We start from the raw sequence: 20,679 nt of genomic DNA on the forward strand, positions 1-20,679 counted from the left end.
AAGATTTACAAAAACAGGGGATTTTTGCTCTACATTCACAACACTTTCATAATTAGAAAGTACTCGACATACGCTGTGAAAAAAGGAGAAGATTGTTGCCTACTTATAATCGGATGGCTGCTGTGGCTTATGCAAATAGATGGTGGGACAGCTTTAATCCTGAATATCCGGTATTTCGGGATGACTGTACGAACTTTATTTCCCAATGTTTACGTGCTGGAGGGGCTCCAATGCGTGGGGCACCGAACCGTGGGCAAGGCTGGTGGATGATCGGACAACCGGAGCGCTGGAGTTATAGCTGGTCTGTTGCACATTCTCTTCGCTGGTATTTGGAAACGTCCACGCAAGGCTTACGCGCGACTAGGGTAAGCTCGCCAAGTGAACTGCAGCTTGGGGATCTAATTTTTTACGATTTTACAGGGGATGGTCGGATAGATCATAGTACAATTGTGACGCGAATTGAGCAGGGGGTTCCGTATGTAAATGCCCATACATCCAACAGCAGCGACCGCATCTATACGTATGAAGATTCCACTGCCTATACTCCAAACATGCAATATTACTATTACCATATTGAAGATGAGTTTTGAATGTCTTTATGGGAAGAGAGAGTGGTGAAATAAGCAGAGTTTTTCCGCTTGTTTAATACGTTACTTAACAGAATTGTGGTAACCTGCCTTATAATGAACCTTTTTAATAGAATTCCCTCAATGTAATATGTTAAATAGAGATCATTCATGCTAATGTAATAGTAGTAATTGAAGGAGGATTTGGCGATGACTTTATCAGTAAGAGACGCAGTATTGCAACGTCGTTCGATTAAACTGTTTAACGGACAGCAAGTTGACAAAAAGGCAGTAATGGAAATTTTGGATGATGCAAAATGGGCACCGAATCACGGCAACCGTCAGCCATGGCGCATTGTAGTAGGTGCAGAGGAGCAGCTGCCAAAAGTACATGAACTGCTTCGAGACCTTGCAGTTCCGAAATGGCAGGAGCTTTCAGAAGATGCGCTTGCTATACAAATGAAAAAATTCACATTGGCCGGTGCGTACGCATTTGTGCTTGTGACAGAAGATGTTCGTCAAAAAGAACGATTAGAAGACTATGCGGCTGCCGCTTGCTATCTGCAAAATGTGCAACTACTGGCATGGGAAAAAGGCATCGGTACTTGTTGGAAAACACCGGGCTTTTTAGACAATCCGAAATTCCGTGAAGCATTAAATGCACAGCCACATGAGCGTGTCATTTCGATGTTCCAGTTTGGTTATTACGATAATGTGCCAAATGTAAGAGTACGTAAAGAGCTTACTGAGTTCGTAACGGAATTTGGTCAATAATAATAGGATTGAATGCATGAGGAAACAATGATTTCCTTGTGCATTTTTTATATTCCTAAAAAGCAAAGGGGGTGCCGCATTATGTGGCAGCTCCTTTAATTATTCCCTGACGAATAATTGGCAAGGATTGATCGCAACCTAGTATACAATTCATCTAAGAAAGGATGAGATATAAATGAAAAAAGTATTATTTCTGCTCGGGCTTCTATTATTAGCAGGGTGTTCGGAGGAAATAGTCGCGTATGAGGGGATGCCGTTAAAAATTGCTGTTTTAGGGGAGTTCCAAGATCAGTACAATACTAATATAGAAATTGTAGAAATTACATTCGAGGAAATTGAAGAAACGGTTACGGATCAAACTTTACAATTTGATGCACTTTTTATTACGCCACTTGTATTTGGACAAGCTTCCATGGATGAATATATTAGAGTATATGAGGAGGCAATCATTCCGATCGTTTATTATGAAGCAGCAAAAGGGCATTTTGCTTTTACGAAGGAAAATATAACGTATGATACACTGCATTTTCAAAATCTTGTAAACGGTTCACATTCAACGCTTTATTTACATAATGAAATTCCGGTAGGGAATGAATTGGCAGAGAGAAAAAGTGGTATCTATGTTTGTAATTTTTATTTAAACGGGAATCGTTATGATATTATGCTGAAAGAAATTTATGAAAAAATCGAAACGCTAACTTGATATAAGAGAAAAAAATCCCGTTCCAAAGTTTTATTAGCTTTGGAACGGGATTTCGCTATTTTTATATTGTCATTTCTTCTAATTTAGGTGCGCGTTCACGATGTGTGATTACGCCGGAAAGAACCGTCATGAAAAATACACTAGCAACAGTTACGTTAATACAAGGCACTAGATATTCGCGGTTCATCGAAAGCAGGATATCTGTACGGAACCAATTTTGAAACGGAATACCGCAGGAGTTTATCGTCTGTATACTATTTTAAAATAAGTTTTGTATAGGTGAGATGGGGAAAAGGTACTTACGAATAATTTAATGGAGGGATGCAAATGTTTTTTGATGAGCCGAAACAGAAAATTGATGTTGCCTATACGAAACAGGAATTGCTAGAAAAACTCCAGGAATTACGTAGACCGGATAATGAATTGGAAGGTACACATATTTATGTTTTAACAAAGGATGTAGACGAATTTCACTCCATCGCACGTGATCAGCAAGTATCACTTATTACAACAAATGGAGTCCGCAGTATAGTGAAAACAGCATTAACGAAAGAATCGCCAATTGAAGAAAAAATTCGCCGCCTCGGTTTACCGGAAAATAAGCGACTTGAATACGAAAAAATAATTGAAGATGGCGGTAAACTGCTCATAACAGGTACCGACCCATTTGATGAAGAAGATTGGACAGGCCATACACTCGATGAATGGATTACAAACCGGTCCAATCCTTCGAACCTTATTAACAAAGAGGTAATGGATGAGCGCCCAGTACCATTTGAACCTGAGAAAAAGTATGAAACATTACCGAATACAAGTGTTGCAGGAGATTTTGGCCGCAGCAGTGATGCGGATGATCCGGATATTATTCCGTTAAAAGACGATCAGCGCATTGTTCGCGATCCGAATACAAAGGAATTGGGAATTTATCAGGCACCGCATGAAAAGCAAAATTAAAAGGAAAGTCAAACCGTTCTTTAGGGGGCGGTTTGGCTTTTTTGTGTGGGGTGTGGAGCAGGAATTTATTAGAACAATTGAAGGGGTTATTAGAACAACGATGGGGGATTTTCGAAAATGAAGCGAGGATATTAGAACAAAGCGCGGACTTAAAATAAAAATATATTAGAACATTTCGAAATTTATTAAAAAATGCACGCACGACAAATTGCCAAACTGCCAATAGAAAAACAGATTTTTAAAGGGAATCTCGTCTTTTTGTAGAATATTTTGTATGGATGTGAAAGGGGATAAGGACATGGACAAAGTAGTAGCTTCTGTACAACAGGCGATTCAGGCAATAGACGATGGAGCTGTATTATTGGTGGGGGGCTTCGGGTTATGCGGTATTCCGGAAAATTTAATTCAGGCGGTAAAAGATAAAGGAACAAAAAATCTGACGGTTGTCAGCAATAACTGTGGTGTCGATGATTTCGGTCTCGGCATTCTGTTACAAGACAAGCAGATTACGAAAATCATTGCTTCCTATGTAGGGGAAAATAAAACATTCGAACAGCAATTTTTAAACGGTGAGCTTGAAGTGGAATTGACACCACAAGGCACATTAGCGGAACGTATTCGTGCTGGCGGTGCGGGTATACCGGGATTTTATACGGCAACAGGTGTCGGGACGCCGATCGCAGAGGGGAAAGAGACGAAGGAGTTCGACGGCAAGACATACTTGCTTGAACGCGCGATTACAGGGGATTTTGCGCTTGTGAAAGCATGGAAAGCGGATCGCTCCGGAAATCTTGTGTTCCGTAAAACATCGCGTAACTTCAACCCGCTTTGTGCGACAGCAGGTAAAGTGACAATTGTCGAGGTGGAGCAGCTTGTCGAAACAGGCGAACTAGATCCGGACGAAATTCATCTGCCAGGAATTTATGTGCAGCATATCATCCATAGCGAGTCATTTGAAAAGCGTATTGAACGCCGCACTGTAAGGGAGGAAGCATAAATGGATGCACGCATGAAAATTATCCGACGCGCGGTGAAGGAAATACAGGACGGAACATATGTGAATTTAGGTATTGGGATGCCAACTTTGATCGCAAATGAAATCCCGGAGCATTATAATGTGATGCTGCAGTCGGAAAACGGACTGCTCGGAATTGGACCATATCCGACGGAAGAGGAAGTCGATGCAGACCTGATCAATGCCGGGAAGGAAACGGTCACTGCAAAAGTGGGCGCGACGTTTTTTGATAGCGCGGAAAGCTTTGCAATGATTCGTGGCGGACATATTGATTTGGCTATTCTCGGTGGAATGGAAGTTTCTGAAGATGGGGACTTGGCCAACTGGATGATTCCTGGAAAAGTAGTGAAAGGAATGGGCGGGGCGATGGACTTAGTTGTCGGCGCAAAAAAGGTCATCGTCATTATGGAACATACGAACAAATACGGTGAGTCCAAAGTAAAACGTGAATGCTCATTGCCGTTGACAGGCAAAAGTGTCGTTCACCGGTTAATTACCGATATGGCGGTCTTTGATTTTCAAGATGGCAAGATGCAGCTAGTGGAGCTTCAGGATGGGATGACGCTAGAAGAAGTGCAGGAAAAAACAGAAGCTATATTTGAAGTGAAACTGTAAAATCATGCGCAAAAAGCAGCTCAGCTTTTTGCGCATTTTTAATTTCTATACAACAGGGTTTAGTGACTTTTACTCTATAAAAACTTGAAAAGAACAGCGAAATAGTGAGTAAAATAATATACACCATTATTGGTAAATTAAAACAAATGCTCTATGTTTGATGCAATTAAATTGATAGATTCCCTCTATATACGATTATCGAATTGGTGGATATTCTTATAGTATGAATTATTATTTTAATAATTTTGAAAATTAAAGTAATGGAGGGGTCTTATGAAAAAGAAAGCGTTAGCACTATCCTTAACTGGTATTTTGGCACTGGGAGCTGTTACACCAGCTTCATTAACTGCCTATGCTGTAGGTGAAGGACCGAACTATGGTGGAAATGAATCGATTCAAACGTCAATCCTATATACGTACGATGAAATGGTTAATTATCTTAAAAAGCAAGATGCGAAACAAGATGCTATGCAACTTGAAGTAATCGGTCAGACTGTAAAAAAACGAGATATTTACATGGCAAAATATATTAAAAATACAAACAACCCGACAATCCTATTTTTGACACAACAGCACGGTAATGAACAATTAACTACAGAAGGTGCATTGGAATTTATCAAGCATCTTGGCACAGGTAAAACAAAGGGTGTTCTTGATAAGGTCAATATTCTTATTGTGCCAATGTTAAATGCAGATGGTGCAATGGGAGATGTCGACTTTTCTCTTGATGATTATATCGCTGACGGAGGCCGAAATCTAACTCGATACAATGCGGTAGGGGCAGACTTAAATCGTGATCATGTTGATAAAGTGCATCCGGAAACTCAGGCTCTTCATAAAAATGTCTTACAAAAGTATGATATTGACTACATGATTGACCTGCATCACCAAGGTACTCAGGCAAGACGAGACGGGAAATTAGTGTCAGGATCTATGCTTTATCCTACGAATGATAAAGTGAAGCCGGAAGTATTAGAGAAATCGAAAAAATTGGGAGCTGTTGTATTTAATGCTGTTGATTCTACTGGATGGGGCCATTTAGCCAAATATAATGGCGGCAATGGTGAGAATATCGGCCGTAATGGCGCCGCAGTTCAATATGATATTGCTACACTGCTATTTGAAATGCGCGGAATGTCCGATCACTTCAATGAATCGGCAGTTATTGGTCAAAAAAGTAATGGTTATTTAATCAAACAAACGATTACAACACTGGATGCTGCGGTACAAGCAATAGCAGATCGTTCAATTGAAACTGCAGATATCAGTTTCTGGGATACATTGGATACCCAAAAATAATGTGTAAAAACTGAGCAACTTGTGACGCATTTTCAAAAAGGAGCAAGAGAGTCAGTATTGACATCTTTTGCTCCTTTTCTCTATTCACTGTTAATCTGCTTTGTTCATTAATTTAGTATCAAGTGATAATGGAGAACGATCAGCGAACATGAAATAAATGCCTAGTGCTACGTATACAACTTCTAATTCATATCCAGCGTAAGTACCGTCACCAAATAATCCAAGTGAAAGTTTTGCTGTGAAGATTGCACCAATCATAATCACTGCAAATATTGCACCAATTACACGAGTACCAAGTCCAAGGATTAATAATAAACCACCAACTAATTCGATGATTGCCACTGCAAATGCAAGACCACTCATTAAACCAAGCGATTCGAAGTAACCTGCTGTATTCTCGATCCCACCTTGAAACTTAACAAATCCGTGGTAAAAGAACATAAAACCAAACACTACTCGTACAAGTAATGATGCCCATTGTTGTTTTGTCATAATAAATTCCTCCAAATAACCTTTTGTAAATTACTTATCAAAAGTAAGTGTTAGGGTAAAAAATAACGTGATCTACAATAAATGTAGGTCACACCCTCAATGATTACTTTTCGTAACCTAGTGTAATAAAGTAATTTAAGTGTTTCAATGATCTGAGCGTAATTGAAGGGAAAAGAATCATTTTCGATATAAATTAATGTTTTTAAAAGCAAAAAATTGTTGCTTATATTATTGAGAGAAAATAAAAAATGAGCTGGTTTCTAGATTAAAAATTGGGGAGAGGGTTAATTTAAAAGTGATATTTCCAAAAGGTGGTTTAAGAAGGTTATAATTCAATAAAAACCGTTTCGTAAAAAATAAAGAAATGTTGAATAACATAGAAGGAAAAGGAGTAAATGGAACGAACAACACCTTGGTACTTAAAGAATAAAACTTTATATTTTTTCTGTATTGTAACCCCGCCAATCGGTTATCTAGTCTTACTAATGAATTTAAAAAAGTTTGAACAGACACAAAAATTTGAGTATTTATCAATCGCAACTATTATGTTGGCAGTTTGGATGTTAAAATTCTTACCTGAAAAATTGAATACCTATGTTTGGGCAACTATTATTACGTTTTTAATCGGTAGTTTTATTATCAAATTTTTAAAGGGTAGTAAAGGTACATATAAATAGCTTAAATTAAATGGAAAGCACCGCAACTACATATTTAAAGCTAACTAATAACTTTTTGGAAAGGCTGATTTGCTATTAAATGGAGTAAGACTAAATCCACACTTGAAGGTTTTATATGCGAAAAGTTACAAGGACGAATTAAAATATACGCGACTGTCTACCGGAAATTTCATGATGGTCCAAGTAGGGTCTGGATTACATTTGATAAAAAAGAAATTATAAGTGCTTCGGATGTTACTTATCAAACAAGACATGAAGAAACATACCGCAAAATAAAAGAGGAAGAAAATTTAAGAGGGATTCCATTCAATCCGGATTGGGACGAAATGTTTCATTCTCCTGAGCGACAAGCATTGGTAAAAGCATCCGATAAATCTGAAGAAATGATGATTAACCAAAATATTTTCAGCAGTTATCACTTTTATGCGCCCTTTATGGAATATAGTTCATTGTCCATTGAAGAAGCGTTAACTTCCGAAAATATAATGATACAGGCATTTGCAATGTTTGATAGAAGGCTAGGCAAAAGAAGGTTGGAAAACTTGATTCTTACGAGCAAAAATACACACCCATTAATTTTGAGATTTTATAAAATCCGATGTGATGTTGAAGGGATTGCAGTAACAGAAAATCCCCCGCCTAAAATGTAGGTAGGGGAATAGTTTTGCTTTGATACTTACTTTGGATAAGTCTGACAAACACGTCCAATTTGTCCATCAGCCAACCGCACTTTAATGCCGTGGGGATGGGAGCTGCTGTTTGTCAGTAAATCCTTTACGATACCGCGTGTTGTTTTGCCTGTACGCTGGTCTTTTTTTAGTACAATATCAACTTCCAAGCCAGGAAAGACATCACTTCGATTTTTGCCGTTCATAGTAAAACGTCCTCTCATTCATAAGTTTCTCTAGTATAACACGAAACCGAAGAGGACCTGACGTTACAGCCTATTTCGGCAAATGCTTCAAAAAATTTGCAGCCGCAAATCCACGCACGTCCTGTTCACTGTAATTCTTTAGCAGCTCATTAACTAAGTTTTGATGCATTCCAGAATGTTCAAGATGGGAAATCTTCGCATCGATTCCATCAAAATCAGATCCAAGCCCAATCAAATGCTTCCCGCCAAGTGAACAAATATAGTCAATATGACGAATCAAGTCGGTCATGCTCGCTGTGCTTGTGCCGTTTATAAATTCAGGATAATACACAACATGAATCGGCGCATTTTTTTCTATCATTGCTTTTATTTGAGCATCATTCAAGTTTCGCTCATGATTGCAGACCGCCATTGCATTCGAATGAGAAGCGATCACATAATCGGCATGCTCGATTACATCCCAAAAGCTTCGTTCATGTAGATGGGTAACATCGGTGAAAAGGCGATGTTCATTATTCAGCTTGATGATTTCTTTGCCAAACGGTGTAACGCCAATCTGTGATGTACTATGTAAACCGTCTGCCGCTTCGTTTGAGTAATTCCATGTAAGCCCGATCGACAACACGCCAAGCTCACGGAACTGATGCCAAAAATCAATGTCGCCACCGAAAAAATCAACGCCTTCAATTGTTAAAAAAGCGCCTGTTTGTCCCGGCTGAAGCTTCTCAAAATCCGCCCATTTCTTCACATGCACAACTTGTTCGCTTAGCACTTCATTCTGAAAATGCGCAATTTGCCTAAAAGCCGCAGTCCGTTTTTCCTCCAATGTTAAAGTAGGGTAAACATAAACCGCAAACGCCTGTGCCATCACATTACCTGCGCGAAGTTTATCGGCATTTACATCAAGCAGACCATCGTTAAACCGGTGACCGTCCTGCTGCATACGCCACAATGCATCACAATGTAAATCAATTACTGGAATACTCATTAAAAAACCCCCTCCATTTTGGTGAAAAAAAGGTGAATGACCGCAATCATCCACCTCATCTTTCTTTTAATCTTTATGCATGATGAAGCCCTGCAAAAATACCGCCTTTTGCGACAAGCTCTTCATATGTGCCTTGCTCTTCAATGCCATTTGGTGTGACGACGAAAATATAGTCCGCATCGCGAATTGTCGCTAAACGGTGCGCAATAATCAAGGTCGTCCGGTTTTTCGCCAAATCATTCAACGACTGCTGGATAATCCGCTCTGTCGCCGTATCAAGGGCTGATGTTGCCTCATCCAAAATTAAAATTGGCGGGTTTTTCAGGAACATTCGCGCAATCGCAAGACGCTGTTTTTGTCCGCCCGATAATTTCAGACCGCGTTCACCGATTTCCGTCTCAAAGCCATCCGGTAAATTCTCGATAAATTCCAGCAAGTTCGCCTGCTCGGCCGCTGCTTTAATATCCTCGAAGCTCGCACCTAATTTACCATATTCGATATTTTCGCGAATAGTACCTGTAAATAAAAATACATCCTGCTGTACTGTACCGATTTGCTTGCGGAGCGACTGCTGTGTTAAATCGCGGATATCGTAACCGTCAATTGTAATTGCACCGTCCGTAATATCGTAAAAGCGGGGGATGAGTGCACTGATCGTCGTTTTCCCTGAACCGGACGGGCCGACAAAGGCAACCGTTTTTCCTGCTTCCACCTTGAACGATAGATTGTTCAGAACTTGCTTGCTGTCCGCATATTTGAAGTCCACGTTTTTAAACTCGATATCGCCGTTTAATTGGTCAACATCAATTGCATTTGGGCGGTCGACAATCGTCGGCTCCTGGTCAAGCAGATCGCAGAAACGTTTAAAGCCGGCCATTCCTTTTGGATACATTTCAAGCAATGCACTGATTTTATCGATTGGTCTAATTAATACATTCGTAAATAAAATGAAGCTTGCAAACTCCCCGGCTGATAGATTGTCGTTAAATGAAAGCCAAGCGCCAACAACAAGCACGAGCAATGTCAATAGACGTGTTAAAAAGTAAATGCTTGAATGCGTACCGGCCATTACTTTATAGGCATAGATTTTCGCTTTACGGAAAAGAGCATTTTGGTCTTTGAAGCGGTTCGTTTCGAATTCTTCATTTGTAAATGATTTCACGACGCGAATACCGGAGAAGCTGTCTTCCACACGGCCATTGACGTTCGCAATTTCAGTGTACATAACGCTCCAGCCTTTTTTCATTCGTCTATTGCTCCAATACATAACCGCAATTAAAAACGGAACGAATATCAGAATAATCGTCGCAAGGGTCGCGTTAATGTTGAACATAATTGTAAACGCCCCGATGAAGGTCATCATTGCGATGAACAAATCTTCCGGACCATGATGCGCAAACTCCCCGATATCGAATAAGTCATTCGTAATACGACTCATTAAATGACCTGTTTTCATATTATCGAAAAACGTATAAGGCTGACGCTGCACATGATTGAACAGTTGCTGGCGCATATCGGTTTCGATATTGACCCCGAGTTTATGACCCAAATAGTTCACGACAAAGTTCATGCCCGTACTTAAAATATACGTCAGTAAAAGAAGCGCACTGATTTTCGTAATCATGCCCCAATCGTTTGTCGGGAGCAGATCATCGATAAACCACTGCACAGCCATCGGGAACAGCAATTCCAAAACGGCCACAAATACCGCACATGAGAAGTCGATAATGAACAATCGCTTATGCGGCTTATAATACGTAAAAAATCTTGCTAGCATTTCTAGTCCTTTCTGTTAAACAACTCAAAACTGAGTGCAACCGGTTGTAATAGTAGTGAAAATGATTCTTACTCGGATTATAACATTTTTTGGGAGCTTTTCGAGAGTCGAAATTTTGGAGCAGAAAAATTTAAATTTAATTTCATGGAGAATTTGGAGACGATACTATGGAAGTGAGATTTATTTATAAGGCATGTTAGTTATGATAAGAAAAAAGAAATGGTAAACTAAAAGAAAGCAAAGAAGAGAAGCGAAGGTGTACGTATGAATTTTTATATCGTAATGCAAGGGCGTACATATGATGAGGCGAAGGAAAAGCAGGTCATATGGTGCTCAATTTTAGATAATAGTGGACAAACACCACATTCTTGGGAGCGGATGAAGGAAGTAAAAAAGGGCGATGCAATTTTTCACTGCGTTAAAGGAGAAATCGTTGCGATCAGTACTGCTCAGGAAGATTGTGGGGAAGGCGTGAATCCTTTTGATCAATCAGGTGAAGTAGGGCATCAATTCTCGGCGGTGTACGAGGAACTACATTTTCCAGTTTCGATAAAAGAACATTTTGAAGAAATCGAGCCACTGCTCCCGGTCAAGTATTCACCGTTCCAACATAATGGTGACGGCAACCAAGGCTTTTTGTATCCTTGTAATGAAATGCTCGCAATCAAACTACTTGAGCTTATGAGTGATGCGAATATTTATGAGGAAAATGAGGAGCAGCTGGAATTTGCTATTGGTCTGATAGCGCAAAAGGAACGTAATACGCTGGCACCAGTATTAATCGAAACTGAAGCGGAAGCAAAGGTGAAAATCCGTAAAGGCCAGCAAAAATTTAGAAAGCAACTGATGCCGTTATGGGACAATCAATGTGCGCTATGCGGCATCTCGCTACCTGGATTATTACGCGCAAGTCATTCAAAACCTTGGAAAGATGCAACAAATGATGAACGATTTGATCCATACAACGGTATTCTACTATGTCATAACCATGATGCGTTATATGACCAAGGCTATATCGCATTTGATGGAACCGGGAAAATCCATATTTCCTCTGAAATTGAACAGATGGATTATGTGAAATACGGGATTCATGAGAAAATGCGCGTTGCAAGAGTAGAAGAGAATAAGAAATATTTCAAGTGGCATAAGCGGGAGATTTTTAGGGGGTGATATAACCAATTCACCTCCTATTTTTTATTTTCTAAAGGTGCTCGATAAAAAAAGATTAGAAGTCATTCTAACCTTCTAATATAAACGAATTATCTTTAGCAATTATTTATTTTTGATTGGTGACGAACCTTTATTAACGTTCCTTTAGGGATAGAGACTGAAATTTATATTACTTAAAACATATGCAAAGACCTAAAACATAAGAGGAGATTTTTTATTATGGCCCTGCCTAAACATAAGCGTCAATAATACAATATGAGTCCCAGAATTTAATATTTATTACTTACTTACTTACTTACTTATAGTAACTAGTTTACTCATAAATGAAATAGTGATATTTGTTGTTAAATGTTAAATGTTAAATTTTTAACAACGAACTGATTCTTATAAGGAAAATAAACTATATAAATGGTAAAATAATAGAAAGTAACTATAGATTGAAGAGAAATAATAAATGCATATATTTCCATGACTTAGAGATTCAACATTTTAAAGAGCTCCAATTGAATCGATGACGAGAGGAGTTTACACGATTTGTTAGATGCAGCAATTATAAAATACAAGTAGACTTAACTATGTGTTTAGAGATGGAGGTAAAATTATGAAATACGATGTTGTCAGACCAAATGTTTCAAACTTTGTTAAGTCATTGAGAGATATGGGTTATACGTTTGAAATAGCTGTAGCAGATGTGCTTGATAATAGTATTTCTGCTAAAGCATTAAATATCCATATTGATATGGGGGGTACAAAAGGGTTGCATTTAGCTTTGTTAGATGATGGTACAGGTATGTCCGAAAAAGAATTGATTGAAGCGATGAGACTAGGAAGTAAAGATCCGGATAGTAATAGGTCAAAAAATGATTTAGGAAGGTTCGGATTAGGATTAAAGACAGCCTCATTTTCTCAAGCTAAAAAGTTAACAGTTATTACGAAATACAACGATCAAGTTTTCAGTAGACAGTGGGATTTAGATTTTATATCTAAATCTGATGATTGGAACCTAATTACACCCACAGAGGCAAACATAAAAAAATTCCCCTTGTATAAAGAATTGTTAGAGCAAAAAAGCGGTACATTAGTAATTTGGCAATCTATTGATACTGTGAATAAAGACCATATTACTGAAACAATATATAGCTTAAGAGAACATTTATCGTTAGTATTCCATCGATTTTTAGAGGGTGAAATTCTACGTAAGCGATTAAATATTAGTGTTAATGGTAAACCCTTATTACCGTTTAATCCATTTAATGAAAAAAATTCTAATACACAATGGATAACGGAACAAAAAATTAAAATAGAAAAGCATACTATTATAGTTCAACCATATATTCTTCCTCATTATTCAAAATTATCAAATGGAGAATACGAAAAGTATGCTACAGAAGAGGGTTATACAAAGACTCAAGGATTTTATTTGTATCGGGAAGGCAGATTATTAATTCACGGTACTTGGTGGGGATTAACGAAGATGGCAGATGAACATCGATTAGTTCGTATAAAGGTTGATATAAAAAATGAACAAGATTATTTGTGGAACATTGATGTCAAGAAGTCAACAGCTAGTCCAGATAAGCGAATTAAAGAGGAGTTAAGATTAATTTTAAATCAAGTCCTACAACGTGGAAAAAGAGTTTATACGGGTAGAAAAGAGAAATTGCAGGATAGAGTAGAAACTAAGTTTTGGAACGTACATTTAACAGATAATGAGATTAATTTTACAATCAATAGAAATCATCCTTTGCAAGAGCATCTTTTAAAAACTTTAGATGTAGAGCAACAAGAATTATTTGAGAGTTATATAAAAGGTTTGGAAGCATTTATCCCTTTATTTGATATTCAAGCTCATTTGATTGAAGAACCTCATAAAGTACAACAAGAAGATTTAATTAGTGACGAAGATATTTTGAATTTAGCAGAACAACTAAAAGCAATGAATCTTAATGAAGATTACATTCAAGCATTTTTAAAAACAGAGCTATTTAAAAATAAAAAAGAGGTGCTCACATATGAGTAATTATCAAAAAATTAAGGTGTTAGTGAATCAAACTTTAAATAATTTACCAAAGCCATTAGCATCAGATGCTATTAGTAATGCTGTTAACTTTGTGAAAGAGGGGTTAGGAAACCCAGCAACAAAACAATTTTTAATTAATATGCATAGCTTAGATGAGTCACCAGAACAAGAATTACAAAAAGCAGAGTGGGAACGCTTAGGAAAGGAGTTAGAACTTCATTTTGATGTTGCACTTGATCCAGGAGTTATAGTTACAGGAAATGATCAAAAAGATCGTGACATTACTTGGTGGACACGTAAGGTAAAGCCAACTATAGACACATATTATTGGTCTCGTTATAAAGAATATATTGATAATAAACTGCCATTCGAAGTTGTTAAAACAATTGATGATGATACAGATGTAATAATGAATAACATTGCGGAGCCTTCAGAAACTAGCTTTTCAAGATATGGGATGGTTGTAGGACATGTTCAGTCAGGAAAAACAGGTAACTACGCTGCACTGCTTTGTAAAGCTGCAGATGCGGGCTATAAATTTATTGTTGTTATTGCGGGTGGCATGAATAATTTACGTAATCAAACGCAAGATCGGATAAATGAAGCTTTTGTTGGAAAGGTTGGTGCAGAATATGTGGGAGTAGGGACATATGGTGGCTTTGAACCCAAAAAACAGCCCGTAACTTTGACAACCCCAACGAAAGATTTTAATAAAAATGATGCAGATAAATTATCAAATGGCTTAAACTTTGATTCTATAAAAAATCCAATTGTTATCGTTATAAAGAAAAATACAAATTCTTTAAAAAATGTTATAAAGTGGATTACTGATCAATATAAAAATGGAATTTCAGAACATGCAATGTTAGTGATAGACGATGAATCCGATTATGCATCAATTAATACCAAGGAAGAAGAAGATCCTACTATTATTAATGAGCAAATTCGTAAACTGTTAAATATTTTCGGGAAAAGTGCTTATGTAGCATATACAGCTACACCCTATGCGAATATTTTTATAGATTATAAAGCTGAAAAAGAATACTTAGGATTAGATCTTTTCCCTAAAGATTTCATTTATGCGCTTGATGCACCAAGCAATTATTTTGGCGCTCAAAAAATCTTTTTAGATCCAAAGAAAAAACATCTTGTACCCGTTGAAGATTATATTGAAATAATTCCACTAAATCATAAAAAAACGCATCGTTTAGATGTTCTACCACATAGCTTAGAAGAAGCTATGAGACTATTTATAATGAATATTGCAATTCGTAATTTGAGAGGTCAAGAAAAGGATCATAATAGTATGCTCGTACATATTACTCGTTTTACAGATGTACATAAAGATATTGCTATACATGTAACTAAGTATTTAGATATGTTTAAAAAAAGTTTAATTTCATTTAGTTACAGTTCAAGTTCAATGAATGCAAATGAACATATGGTTAATTTTTATGATACTTTCACAAAAAGATACAAAAATTTAGAGTTTACATGGGAACAAGTAATTCAAAGAGCAGCTGACTTGGTAGAATCTGTGAAAGTTTTCGATATTCATACGCAAACAAAAGTACCGTTAGTATATGATAAAGAAGTTCAAACAAATGCAATAGTTGTAGGTGGTACAAGTTTATCGCGTGGTTATACTTTGGAAGGATTAAGTGTAAGTTACTTCTTAAGAACAACTATTTTCTATGATACTTTAATGCAAATGGGCAGATGGTTTGGATATCGAACGAACTATGAAGACTTATGTAAGTTATATATGACAGAGGATATGTTTTATAATTTCAAAACAATAATTGAAGCCACTTTGGATCTGGTGGAAAGTCTAAAAGAAATGGCGCAATTAGATATGACACCTTTAGATTTTGGATTGGCTGTTCAACACCATCCCGATAGTGGTTTACAAGTTACAGCTAGGAATAAACTAAAAAATGCAAAAGAAATTGTCTATGAAATGAATCTGTCTGGGCACTTAAAAGAAACAAGTTGGTTGCCTAAAACAAAATCAACTAATACTGTGAATATTCAAGTTATCGAAAATTTGATTCACAATTTATTAAAGGTAAAAGAGCCGGAGGTAATAAATAGTACCTACTTATGGCGAGATATTGATAAACAAGCTGTTGAATCGTTTTTAGAACAATTTATTGTGTACGAATTACGTACAGATGAGTTTGGTATGAGATCGCGGATGCCTATTAAATTTGTTAAAGAATATGTCAAGGAAGTTAAAGAAAACTGGGATATTGCTTTATACGGCGGTGATTCGAAAAAAAAACATGTAATTAATAATCTTGAATTAAAATTACAGAAACGTGCAATAGATGAGAAAGGTGATTATTTTGAAGTAAGAAATCGTCAAGTTTCTACAGGTACAGCTGAAGAAATTACATTAACTGATGATCAAAGGAAAAAGCTGAAAAATTCGGCAGATGAGAAAAAAATAGCTAAAGTTACGAAAAAAAATAATCCAGATACAGAAATTGATGAAGCAGTCATAGATTTCTCACGCAGAAAAGCAGCACGTAAAGATCTGAAACGTCCGTTATTAATGTTGCATATTTTAGAAGGCACAATTTATGTGAAAGATAAAGAAAAAAAAGATAGTCCTGAAACTCTACCTGCATTCAGTATTAGTTTCCCAAGGGGTATCGAAAGTGGTAATAAAAATATAGCATTAAAAGTTAATAATGTGTATTTAGATAAACTAATTGAAGGTGAAGATAGCGATGATTAATAATCCTTGGGAAAACATACATGCCGGATCTAGGCGAAGAGCTATAGTGGATGATGATATTTTTTTTGTGAAAGATGCTGAGGGACTGTATGGGGTTCTTTTAGAATTTCCTCTAGGAAATGCGGATGCGAAAAATGCATTTAAGCTTCATAATATAGAAGTGCGAAAAAACTACATTGAAGATGCAAATAAGCTTCAATGGCACCTTATACTTTTAAATAAAGATCAATGGCAAATTTTTTATGTATTATGCCAAGACTTAATTTATTCAGCTTCACTTTCTCAAGATGTAGATAGAAAATTTCTGATAATTGAAAGTCGATTAAAGCATTGGCAAGAGTTATTGAAAAAACAATCTAAACATGCGCTAGCACCAGAATTACAAATGGGGCTTTTTGCAGAATTGATGTTTTTAAAAGAAGAAATGTCTAAAAATACATCAATAACTGAAGCTGTGCAATCATGGTATGGTCCAGAAAAGGATAAGCAAGATTTTATTACAGACAAAAGTAGCTTTGAAATAAAGTCATATAGAACATCAAATGGAGAAAAAGTATATATTTCTTCAAAAGAACAGTTAGATTCACATAAAGATCATGCATATTTAATAGCATATGGACTTACTAGAATTAATGATAGATGTAATATTTGTACGATTGCAAAAGAAATTGAAGAAATGCTTAAAAATGAAAATGAATTTAATCTAATTGATTTATTTTATATAAAATTATTGAACGCGGGGTATTCTCCAATTTTGTATGCCGAAGAAGATTTAATCAATTATAAAGTAGACCGTATAACTTATTATGAAGTGACAGAAGACTTTCCATGTATTAAATCGGATGGGGTAATGCCTCAGATAATCTCTATTAGTTATCAAATTGACTTAGCTCAATGTAGTGAATGGGGTAGAAATCATTTTGACCTTATTTTTAAAGAGGGTACGCCATGCATACATTAGAAGAATTCTATCAGGATTTTATTCAAACTATTTATGCAGATGCCTCTAGTCGTGGAATTTTAAAGCAACAATCATTTTTTGAACAAGTATGTGAAGATTTAGTTTCACTAGGCATTTTATCCGTTAACTACACTGAAGCAGACCATTATTTCCCGAAAACGCGTAAGCCTACTGAGGCTCATGGTTATGACTATGATGAAGAACGTAAAATTTTATCAATTGTTGTTCATCAATTTTATCAAGAAGATAATATTCAAACCCTAACTTTAGCAAATATTGATTCGAAGTTTAAAAGAGTTCAAATATTTTTAGAAAAATGTTACGAAGGATTTTATAAAGAATTAGAAAATACGTCTCAAGCGTATGATATGGCTTATCTTATTTACCAACATTTATTAAAACAGGATGTAGATAAAATTAGATTAATATTATTGACCGACGGAAAGATAACGAAATCATTTAAAGGTTTTGATAGTCAAAAGTTTGAAAATTTAGAAGTTGAGAAAATGATAGTTGATATTGAGTTTTTATATCGTAATTATCAATCCCAAGCAGCTGATAGTTCATTTGAAGTTGAACTAAATTTACCAGCATTAAAAATCCCTGCCAATTCAGAGAAATATCAGGCATACTTAACATTTTTAAATGGTAATCAATTAGTCGATATTTATGAAGAATTTGGCCAAAGATTATTAGAACAAAATGTCCGTACATTCTTACAATTTAAAGGTAGCATAAATAAAGGAATTCGAAACACAATACAAGCCCATCCAGATTTGTTTTTTGCCTACAATAATGGTATTACAGCAACTGCAGCTAAAGTAGATACAGATGAAAAGGGTAATATAAAAAAAATATACAACTTACAAATTGTAAATGGAGGACAAACTACATCAGCAATTTATGCTGCTAAAAAAAATAGTAAGCTAGATGTCTCTAAATTATCTGTTCAGATGAAATTATCTGTAATTGAAAATGAAGAAAGTTATGGGGATTTTGTTGGTAGAGTAGCGGAATACGCTAATACACAAAATAAAGTGAATAAATCTGATTTCTTCTCTAATAGTCCCTTTCATAAAGAAATTAAAACATATTCGTCAAAGATTTGGGTTCCTTCAAAAGATGGTACTCAAAAAATGACGCGATGGTATTATGAACGTGTACGTGGGGAATATTTAAACAATCAGGCATATTTAACGAAAGCAAAACAAAGTGAATTTCAAAAGCAAAACCCTAAAAAGCAAATGTTTGATAAAACCTTTCTTTCGAAAAGTGAGAATACTTGGTTACAAAAACCGGATATTGTAAGTAAGGGTGCGCAATATAGTTTCGCTGAATTCGCAAAATATATTACTGATTTATTAGAAAAAGATAATATGGCTATTACAGACACTTACTATAAGGATGCAATAGCGCGTATTATTTTATTTAGAAAAACAGAAGAAATTATTCAAAATGCCTATTGGTATAATGGGGGATATCGTGCGCAAGCGGTAACATATACGATTTCATACTTGTCCTGGTACGTTTCAAAAATTAAAAAGTATTTTAATTTTAATTTAATTTGGGAATTACAAGATGTAGACCCAAAGTTAAGAGATTTGATTGAAAATTTGGCAGAACAAATTTATAACTATCTTACTAATCCGCCAAAATCTCAAGGAAATGTTACGCAATGGTGTAAAAAGCTTGAATGTTGGGATAATCTTAAACTTAAAGAAATTGAATTAAATTTGCCACCAAAATATTTATTGAATTCACAAGAAATACAATATGTGAAAAAAGAAGCTAAAGATTTAAAAAAAATGGATTCAGGTATAGGGATTCAATTATTTGTTGCAGAAATGCCCCAACAAACAAAAGAGCTTATGCTTGATTATTTTAGTGTGAAAGAGAACAGAAAAACTATTTCACTAACGAAATTTGATATTTTATCAAAATTTACTAAGGGTAAATTGCCTGTTGTTCCTTCTGAGAAACAATGTAAATTAATTTATGATATGTATAGTCAAGCATTCGAGGAAGGATATGCTTTTGATTGATTTTATAATAGAAAGGTTTGTGTTTGTTTATTATGAAATTAACTACGGATTATATAGAAGAGTTGATTGTTGAACATTTTTGTAAAGAGTTCCATCTTGTGCGAATTTTTGTAAAGGAAATGGATCCAATTTTAGTTGAAGAATTTTTAGAAAAATACCCGAATGTTACTTTAGAAATAAATGTATTAGATACATTGATAGAAGGTTTATTTCAGCCTATACATCTAGAAAATTTACGTCTGGTAGAGGAATTCGAGAGCCGCTTAATAATTAATTATGTGTTAAATACTAAAAAAGAATTAAAAAGACTCTTAATTTTAAAAACCGATAAGCAAACGCAATTAGAAAACGATATAGAAAAACTATTTATTGGTCCATTAGAGTTCACTCGAAGCTATTTTTCAAATGAAACAGGCTATCTTGTAGAACTTGATGGAAATATTAATAACATTAGAGATTTACTAGATTTTGAAGTCTTTTCATGTAAGGATGATCAAGTTCCTATTACCATTAATATATACAACTTTGAAAAAATACTCTTAAATTTAGGAGAAATTAAGCAACGATATGCAATAGTAGCAAATAATAATGTTTATATTGAAAGTGTACGTTTAAGTTTGTTAGACAGAAAAGGGGAAGTACCCGGAAAATCAGGTTTAAACTGGGGCCAACGTCCAAATAGAGATGGTAATCAAATGTATCTTTCTGTACCTAAATCAATTCATAGTTCAAAAGAAGAATTTTTTCCCGTTCAAACACAAGGATTTTTAGTTTGTACAGCAGATCAGCGTAATTTAGTTTGTGTTATGGCTCAGGATAATAGAAAGGCTATTCAAACAAAAGGAAACACCAGTATCTTAGGGAAATATTTTCGTGAGCGTTTAGGGGTAAAATCAAATGCATTTGTAGTGAAAGAGGATTTGATAAGGTATGGGAAAGTTTTTATCGATTTATATAAAATCAAAGAAGGCTTATATTATTTAGATTTTTAAAGAGCAAAACAGCAATG

General features: G+C 35.7%; 19 protein-coding genes. 15 read left to right on the forward strand and 4 right to left on the reverse strand.

Features of this window, described 5'->3' with window-relative positions; translation table 11 throughout:
- Positions 1 to 92 precede the first annotated feature (92 nt).
- The 7 genes from ACQKN3_RS12845 to ACQKN3_RS12875 all read left to right on the forward strand — a co-directional run bounded on the left by ACQKN3_RS12845 (position 93) and on the right by ACQKN3_RS12875 (position 5,926).
- Complete coding sequence (locus ACQKN3_RS12845) at positions 93 to 590, forward strand: amidase domain-containing protein (protein ID WP_427711967.1); 498 nt, start codon at positions 93 to 95, stop codon at positions 588 to 590.
- A 186-nt stretch (positions 591 to 776) separates the two neighbouring features.
- Entirely contained in the window at positions 777 to 1,340 is a 564-nt protein-coding gene (locus ACQKN3_RS12850) for a nitroreductase family protein (RefSeq protein WP_251690628.1), read from the forward strand.
- A 175-nt stretch (positions 1,341 to 1,515) separates the two neighbouring features.
- Entirely contained in the window at positions 1,516 to 2,043 is a 528-nt protein-coding gene (locus ACQKN3_RS12855; protein ID WP_251690629.1) for a hypothetical protein, read from the forward strand.
- 327 nt (positions 2,044 to 2,370) lie between these two features.
- On the forward strand, positions 2,371 to 2,997 hold the full coding sequence (locus tag ACQKN3_RS12860) for a general stress protein (RefSeq protein WP_427711970.1): 627 nt from the start codon (positions 2,371 to 2,373) through the stop codon (positions 2,995 to 2,997).
- A 298-nt stretch (positions 2,998 to 3,295) separates the two neighbouring features.
- On the forward strand, positions 3,296 to 3,994 hold the full coding sequence (locus tag ACQKN3_RS12865) for a CoA transferase subunit A (protein ID WP_427711972.1): 699 nt from the start codon (positions 3,296 to 3,298) through the stop codon (positions 3,992 to 3,994).
- Complete coding sequence (locus tag ACQKN3_RS12870; RefSeq protein WP_427711974.1) at positions 3,995 to 4,627, forward strand: 3-oxoacid CoA-transferase subunit B; 633 nt, start codon at positions 3,995 to 3,997, stop codon at positions 4,625 to 4,627. It abuts the gene before it with no gap.
- Between the two features lie 273 nt (positions 4,628 to 4,900).
- Positions 4,901 to 5,926 (forward strand): M14 family zinc carboxypeptidase, encoded by a 1,026-nt coding sequence (locus ACQKN3_RS12875; RefSeq protein ID WP_427711976.1) that lies wholly within the window; start codon positions 4,901 to 4,903, stop codon positions 5,924 to 5,926.
- 90 nt (positions 5,927 to 6,016) lie between these two features.
- On the opposite strand, the gene ACQKN3_RS12880 is transcribed toward ACQKN3_RS12875, so the two are convergent.
- The gene (locus ACQKN3_RS12880; RefSeq protein ID WP_427711978.1) at positions 6,017 to 6,418 is read right to left on the reverse strand and encodes a DoxX family protein; all 402 of its coding nucleotides are present in this window, start codon (positions 6,416 to 6,418) and stop codon (positions 6,017 to 6,019) included.
- Between the two features lie 395 nt (positions 6,419 to 6,813).
- On the opposite strand from ACQKN3_RS12880, the gene ACQKN3_RS12885 reads away from it, so the two are divergent.
- The gene (locus tag ACQKN3_RS12885; protein WP_427711980.1) at positions 6,814 to 7,095 is read left to right on the forward strand and encodes a hypothetical protein; all 282 of its coding nucleotides are present in this window, start codon (positions 6,814 to 6,816) and stop codon (positions 7,093 to 7,095) included.
- A 74-nt stretch (positions 7,096 to 7,169) separates the two neighbouring features.
- Entirely contained in the window at positions 7,170 to 7,745 is a 576-nt protein-coding gene (locus tag ACQKN3_RS12890) for an SF0329 family protein (RefSeq protein ID WP_427712025.1), read from the forward strand.
- Between the two features lie 26 nt (positions 7,746 to 7,771).
- On the opposite strand, the gene ACQKN3_RS12895 is transcribed toward ACQKN3_RS12890, so the two are convergent.
- The 3 genes from ACQKN3_RS12895 to ACQKN3_RS12905 form a co-directional block, all read right to left on the reverse strand.
- A complete protein-coding gene (locus ACQKN3_RS12895; RefSeq protein ID WP_251690640.1) occupies positions 7,772 to 7,969 on the reverse strand; it encodes a YwbE family protein in 198 nt (65 codons plus the stop codon).
- Between the two features lie 70 nt (positions 7,970 to 8,039).
- The gene (locus tag ACQKN3_RS12900; RefSeq protein WP_427711982.1) at positions 8,040 to 8,957 is read right to left on the reverse strand and encodes a dipeptidase; all 918 of its coding nucleotides are present in this window, start codon (positions 8,955 to 8,957) and stop codon (positions 8,040 to 8,042) included.
- Between the two features lie 73 nt (positions 8,958 to 9,030).
- A complete protein-coding gene (locus ACQKN3_RS12905) occupies positions 9,031 to 10,734 on the reverse strand; it encodes an ABC transporter ATP-binding protein (RefSeq protein WP_427711984.1) in 1,704 nt (567 codons plus the stop codon).
- Between the two features lie 264 nt (positions 10,735 to 10,998).
- On the opposite strand from ACQKN3_RS12905, the gene ACQKN3_RS12910 reads away from it, so the two are divergent.
- The 6 genes from ACQKN3_RS12910 to ACQKN3_RS12935 all read left to right on the forward strand — a co-directional run bounded on the left by ACQKN3_RS12910 (position 10,999) and on the right by ACQKN3_RS12935 (position 20,662).
- Positions 10,999 to 11,904: an HNH endonuclease gene (locus ACQKN3_RS12910; RefSeq protein ID WP_427711986.1), complete on the forward strand. Its 906-nt coding sequence runs from the start codon at positions 10,999 to 11,001 to the stop codon at positions 11,902 to 11,904.
- A 601-nt stretch (positions 11,905 to 12,505) separates the two neighbouring features.
- A complete protein-coding gene (locus ACQKN3_RS12915; protein ID WP_427711988.1) occupies positions 12,506 to 13,924 on the forward strand; it encodes an ATP-binding protein in 1,419 nt (472 codons plus the stop codon).
- On the forward strand, positions 13,917 to 16,667 hold the full coding sequence (locus ACQKN3_RS12920) for a Z1 domain-containing protein (RefSeq protein ID WP_427711990.1): 2,751 nt from the start codon (positions 13,917 to 13,919) through the stop codon (positions 16,665 to 16,667). Before ACQKN3_RS12915 ends, ACQKN3_RS12920 begins: the two co-directional genes overlap by 8 nt.
- The gene (locus tag ACQKN3_RS12925) at positions 16,660 to 17,628 is read left to right on the forward strand and encodes a PD-(D/E)XK motif protein (protein ID WP_427711992.1); all 969 of its coding nucleotides are present in this window, start codon (positions 16,660 to 16,662) and stop codon (positions 17,626 to 17,628) included. Before ACQKN3_RS12920 ends, ACQKN3_RS12925 begins: the two co-directional genes overlap by 8 nt.
- On the forward strand, positions 17,616 to 19,670 hold the full coding sequence (locus tag ACQKN3_RS12930) for an AIPR family protein (protein ID WP_427711994.1): 2,055 nt from the start codon (positions 17,616 to 17,618) through the stop codon (positions 19,668 to 19,670). The genes ACQKN3_RS12925 and ACQKN3_RS12930 overlap by 13 nt, the downstream gene beginning before the upstream one ends.
- 32 nt (positions 19,671 to 19,702) lie before the next feature.
- Positions 19,703 to 20,662 (forward strand): hypothetical protein, encoded by a 960-nt coding sequence (locus ACQKN3_RS12935; RefSeq protein WP_427711995.1) that lies wholly within the window; start codon positions 19,703 to 19,705, stop codon positions 20,660 to 20,662.
- Positions 20,663 to 20,679: the final 17 nt, after the last annotated feature.

This window comes from Solibacillus sp. NPDC093137 (assembly GCF_050280445.1).
In the GTDB taxonomy this organism is placed as follows: domain Bacteria; phylum Bacillota; class Bacilli; order Bacillales_A; family Planococcaceae; genus Solibacillus; species Solibacillus isronensis_B.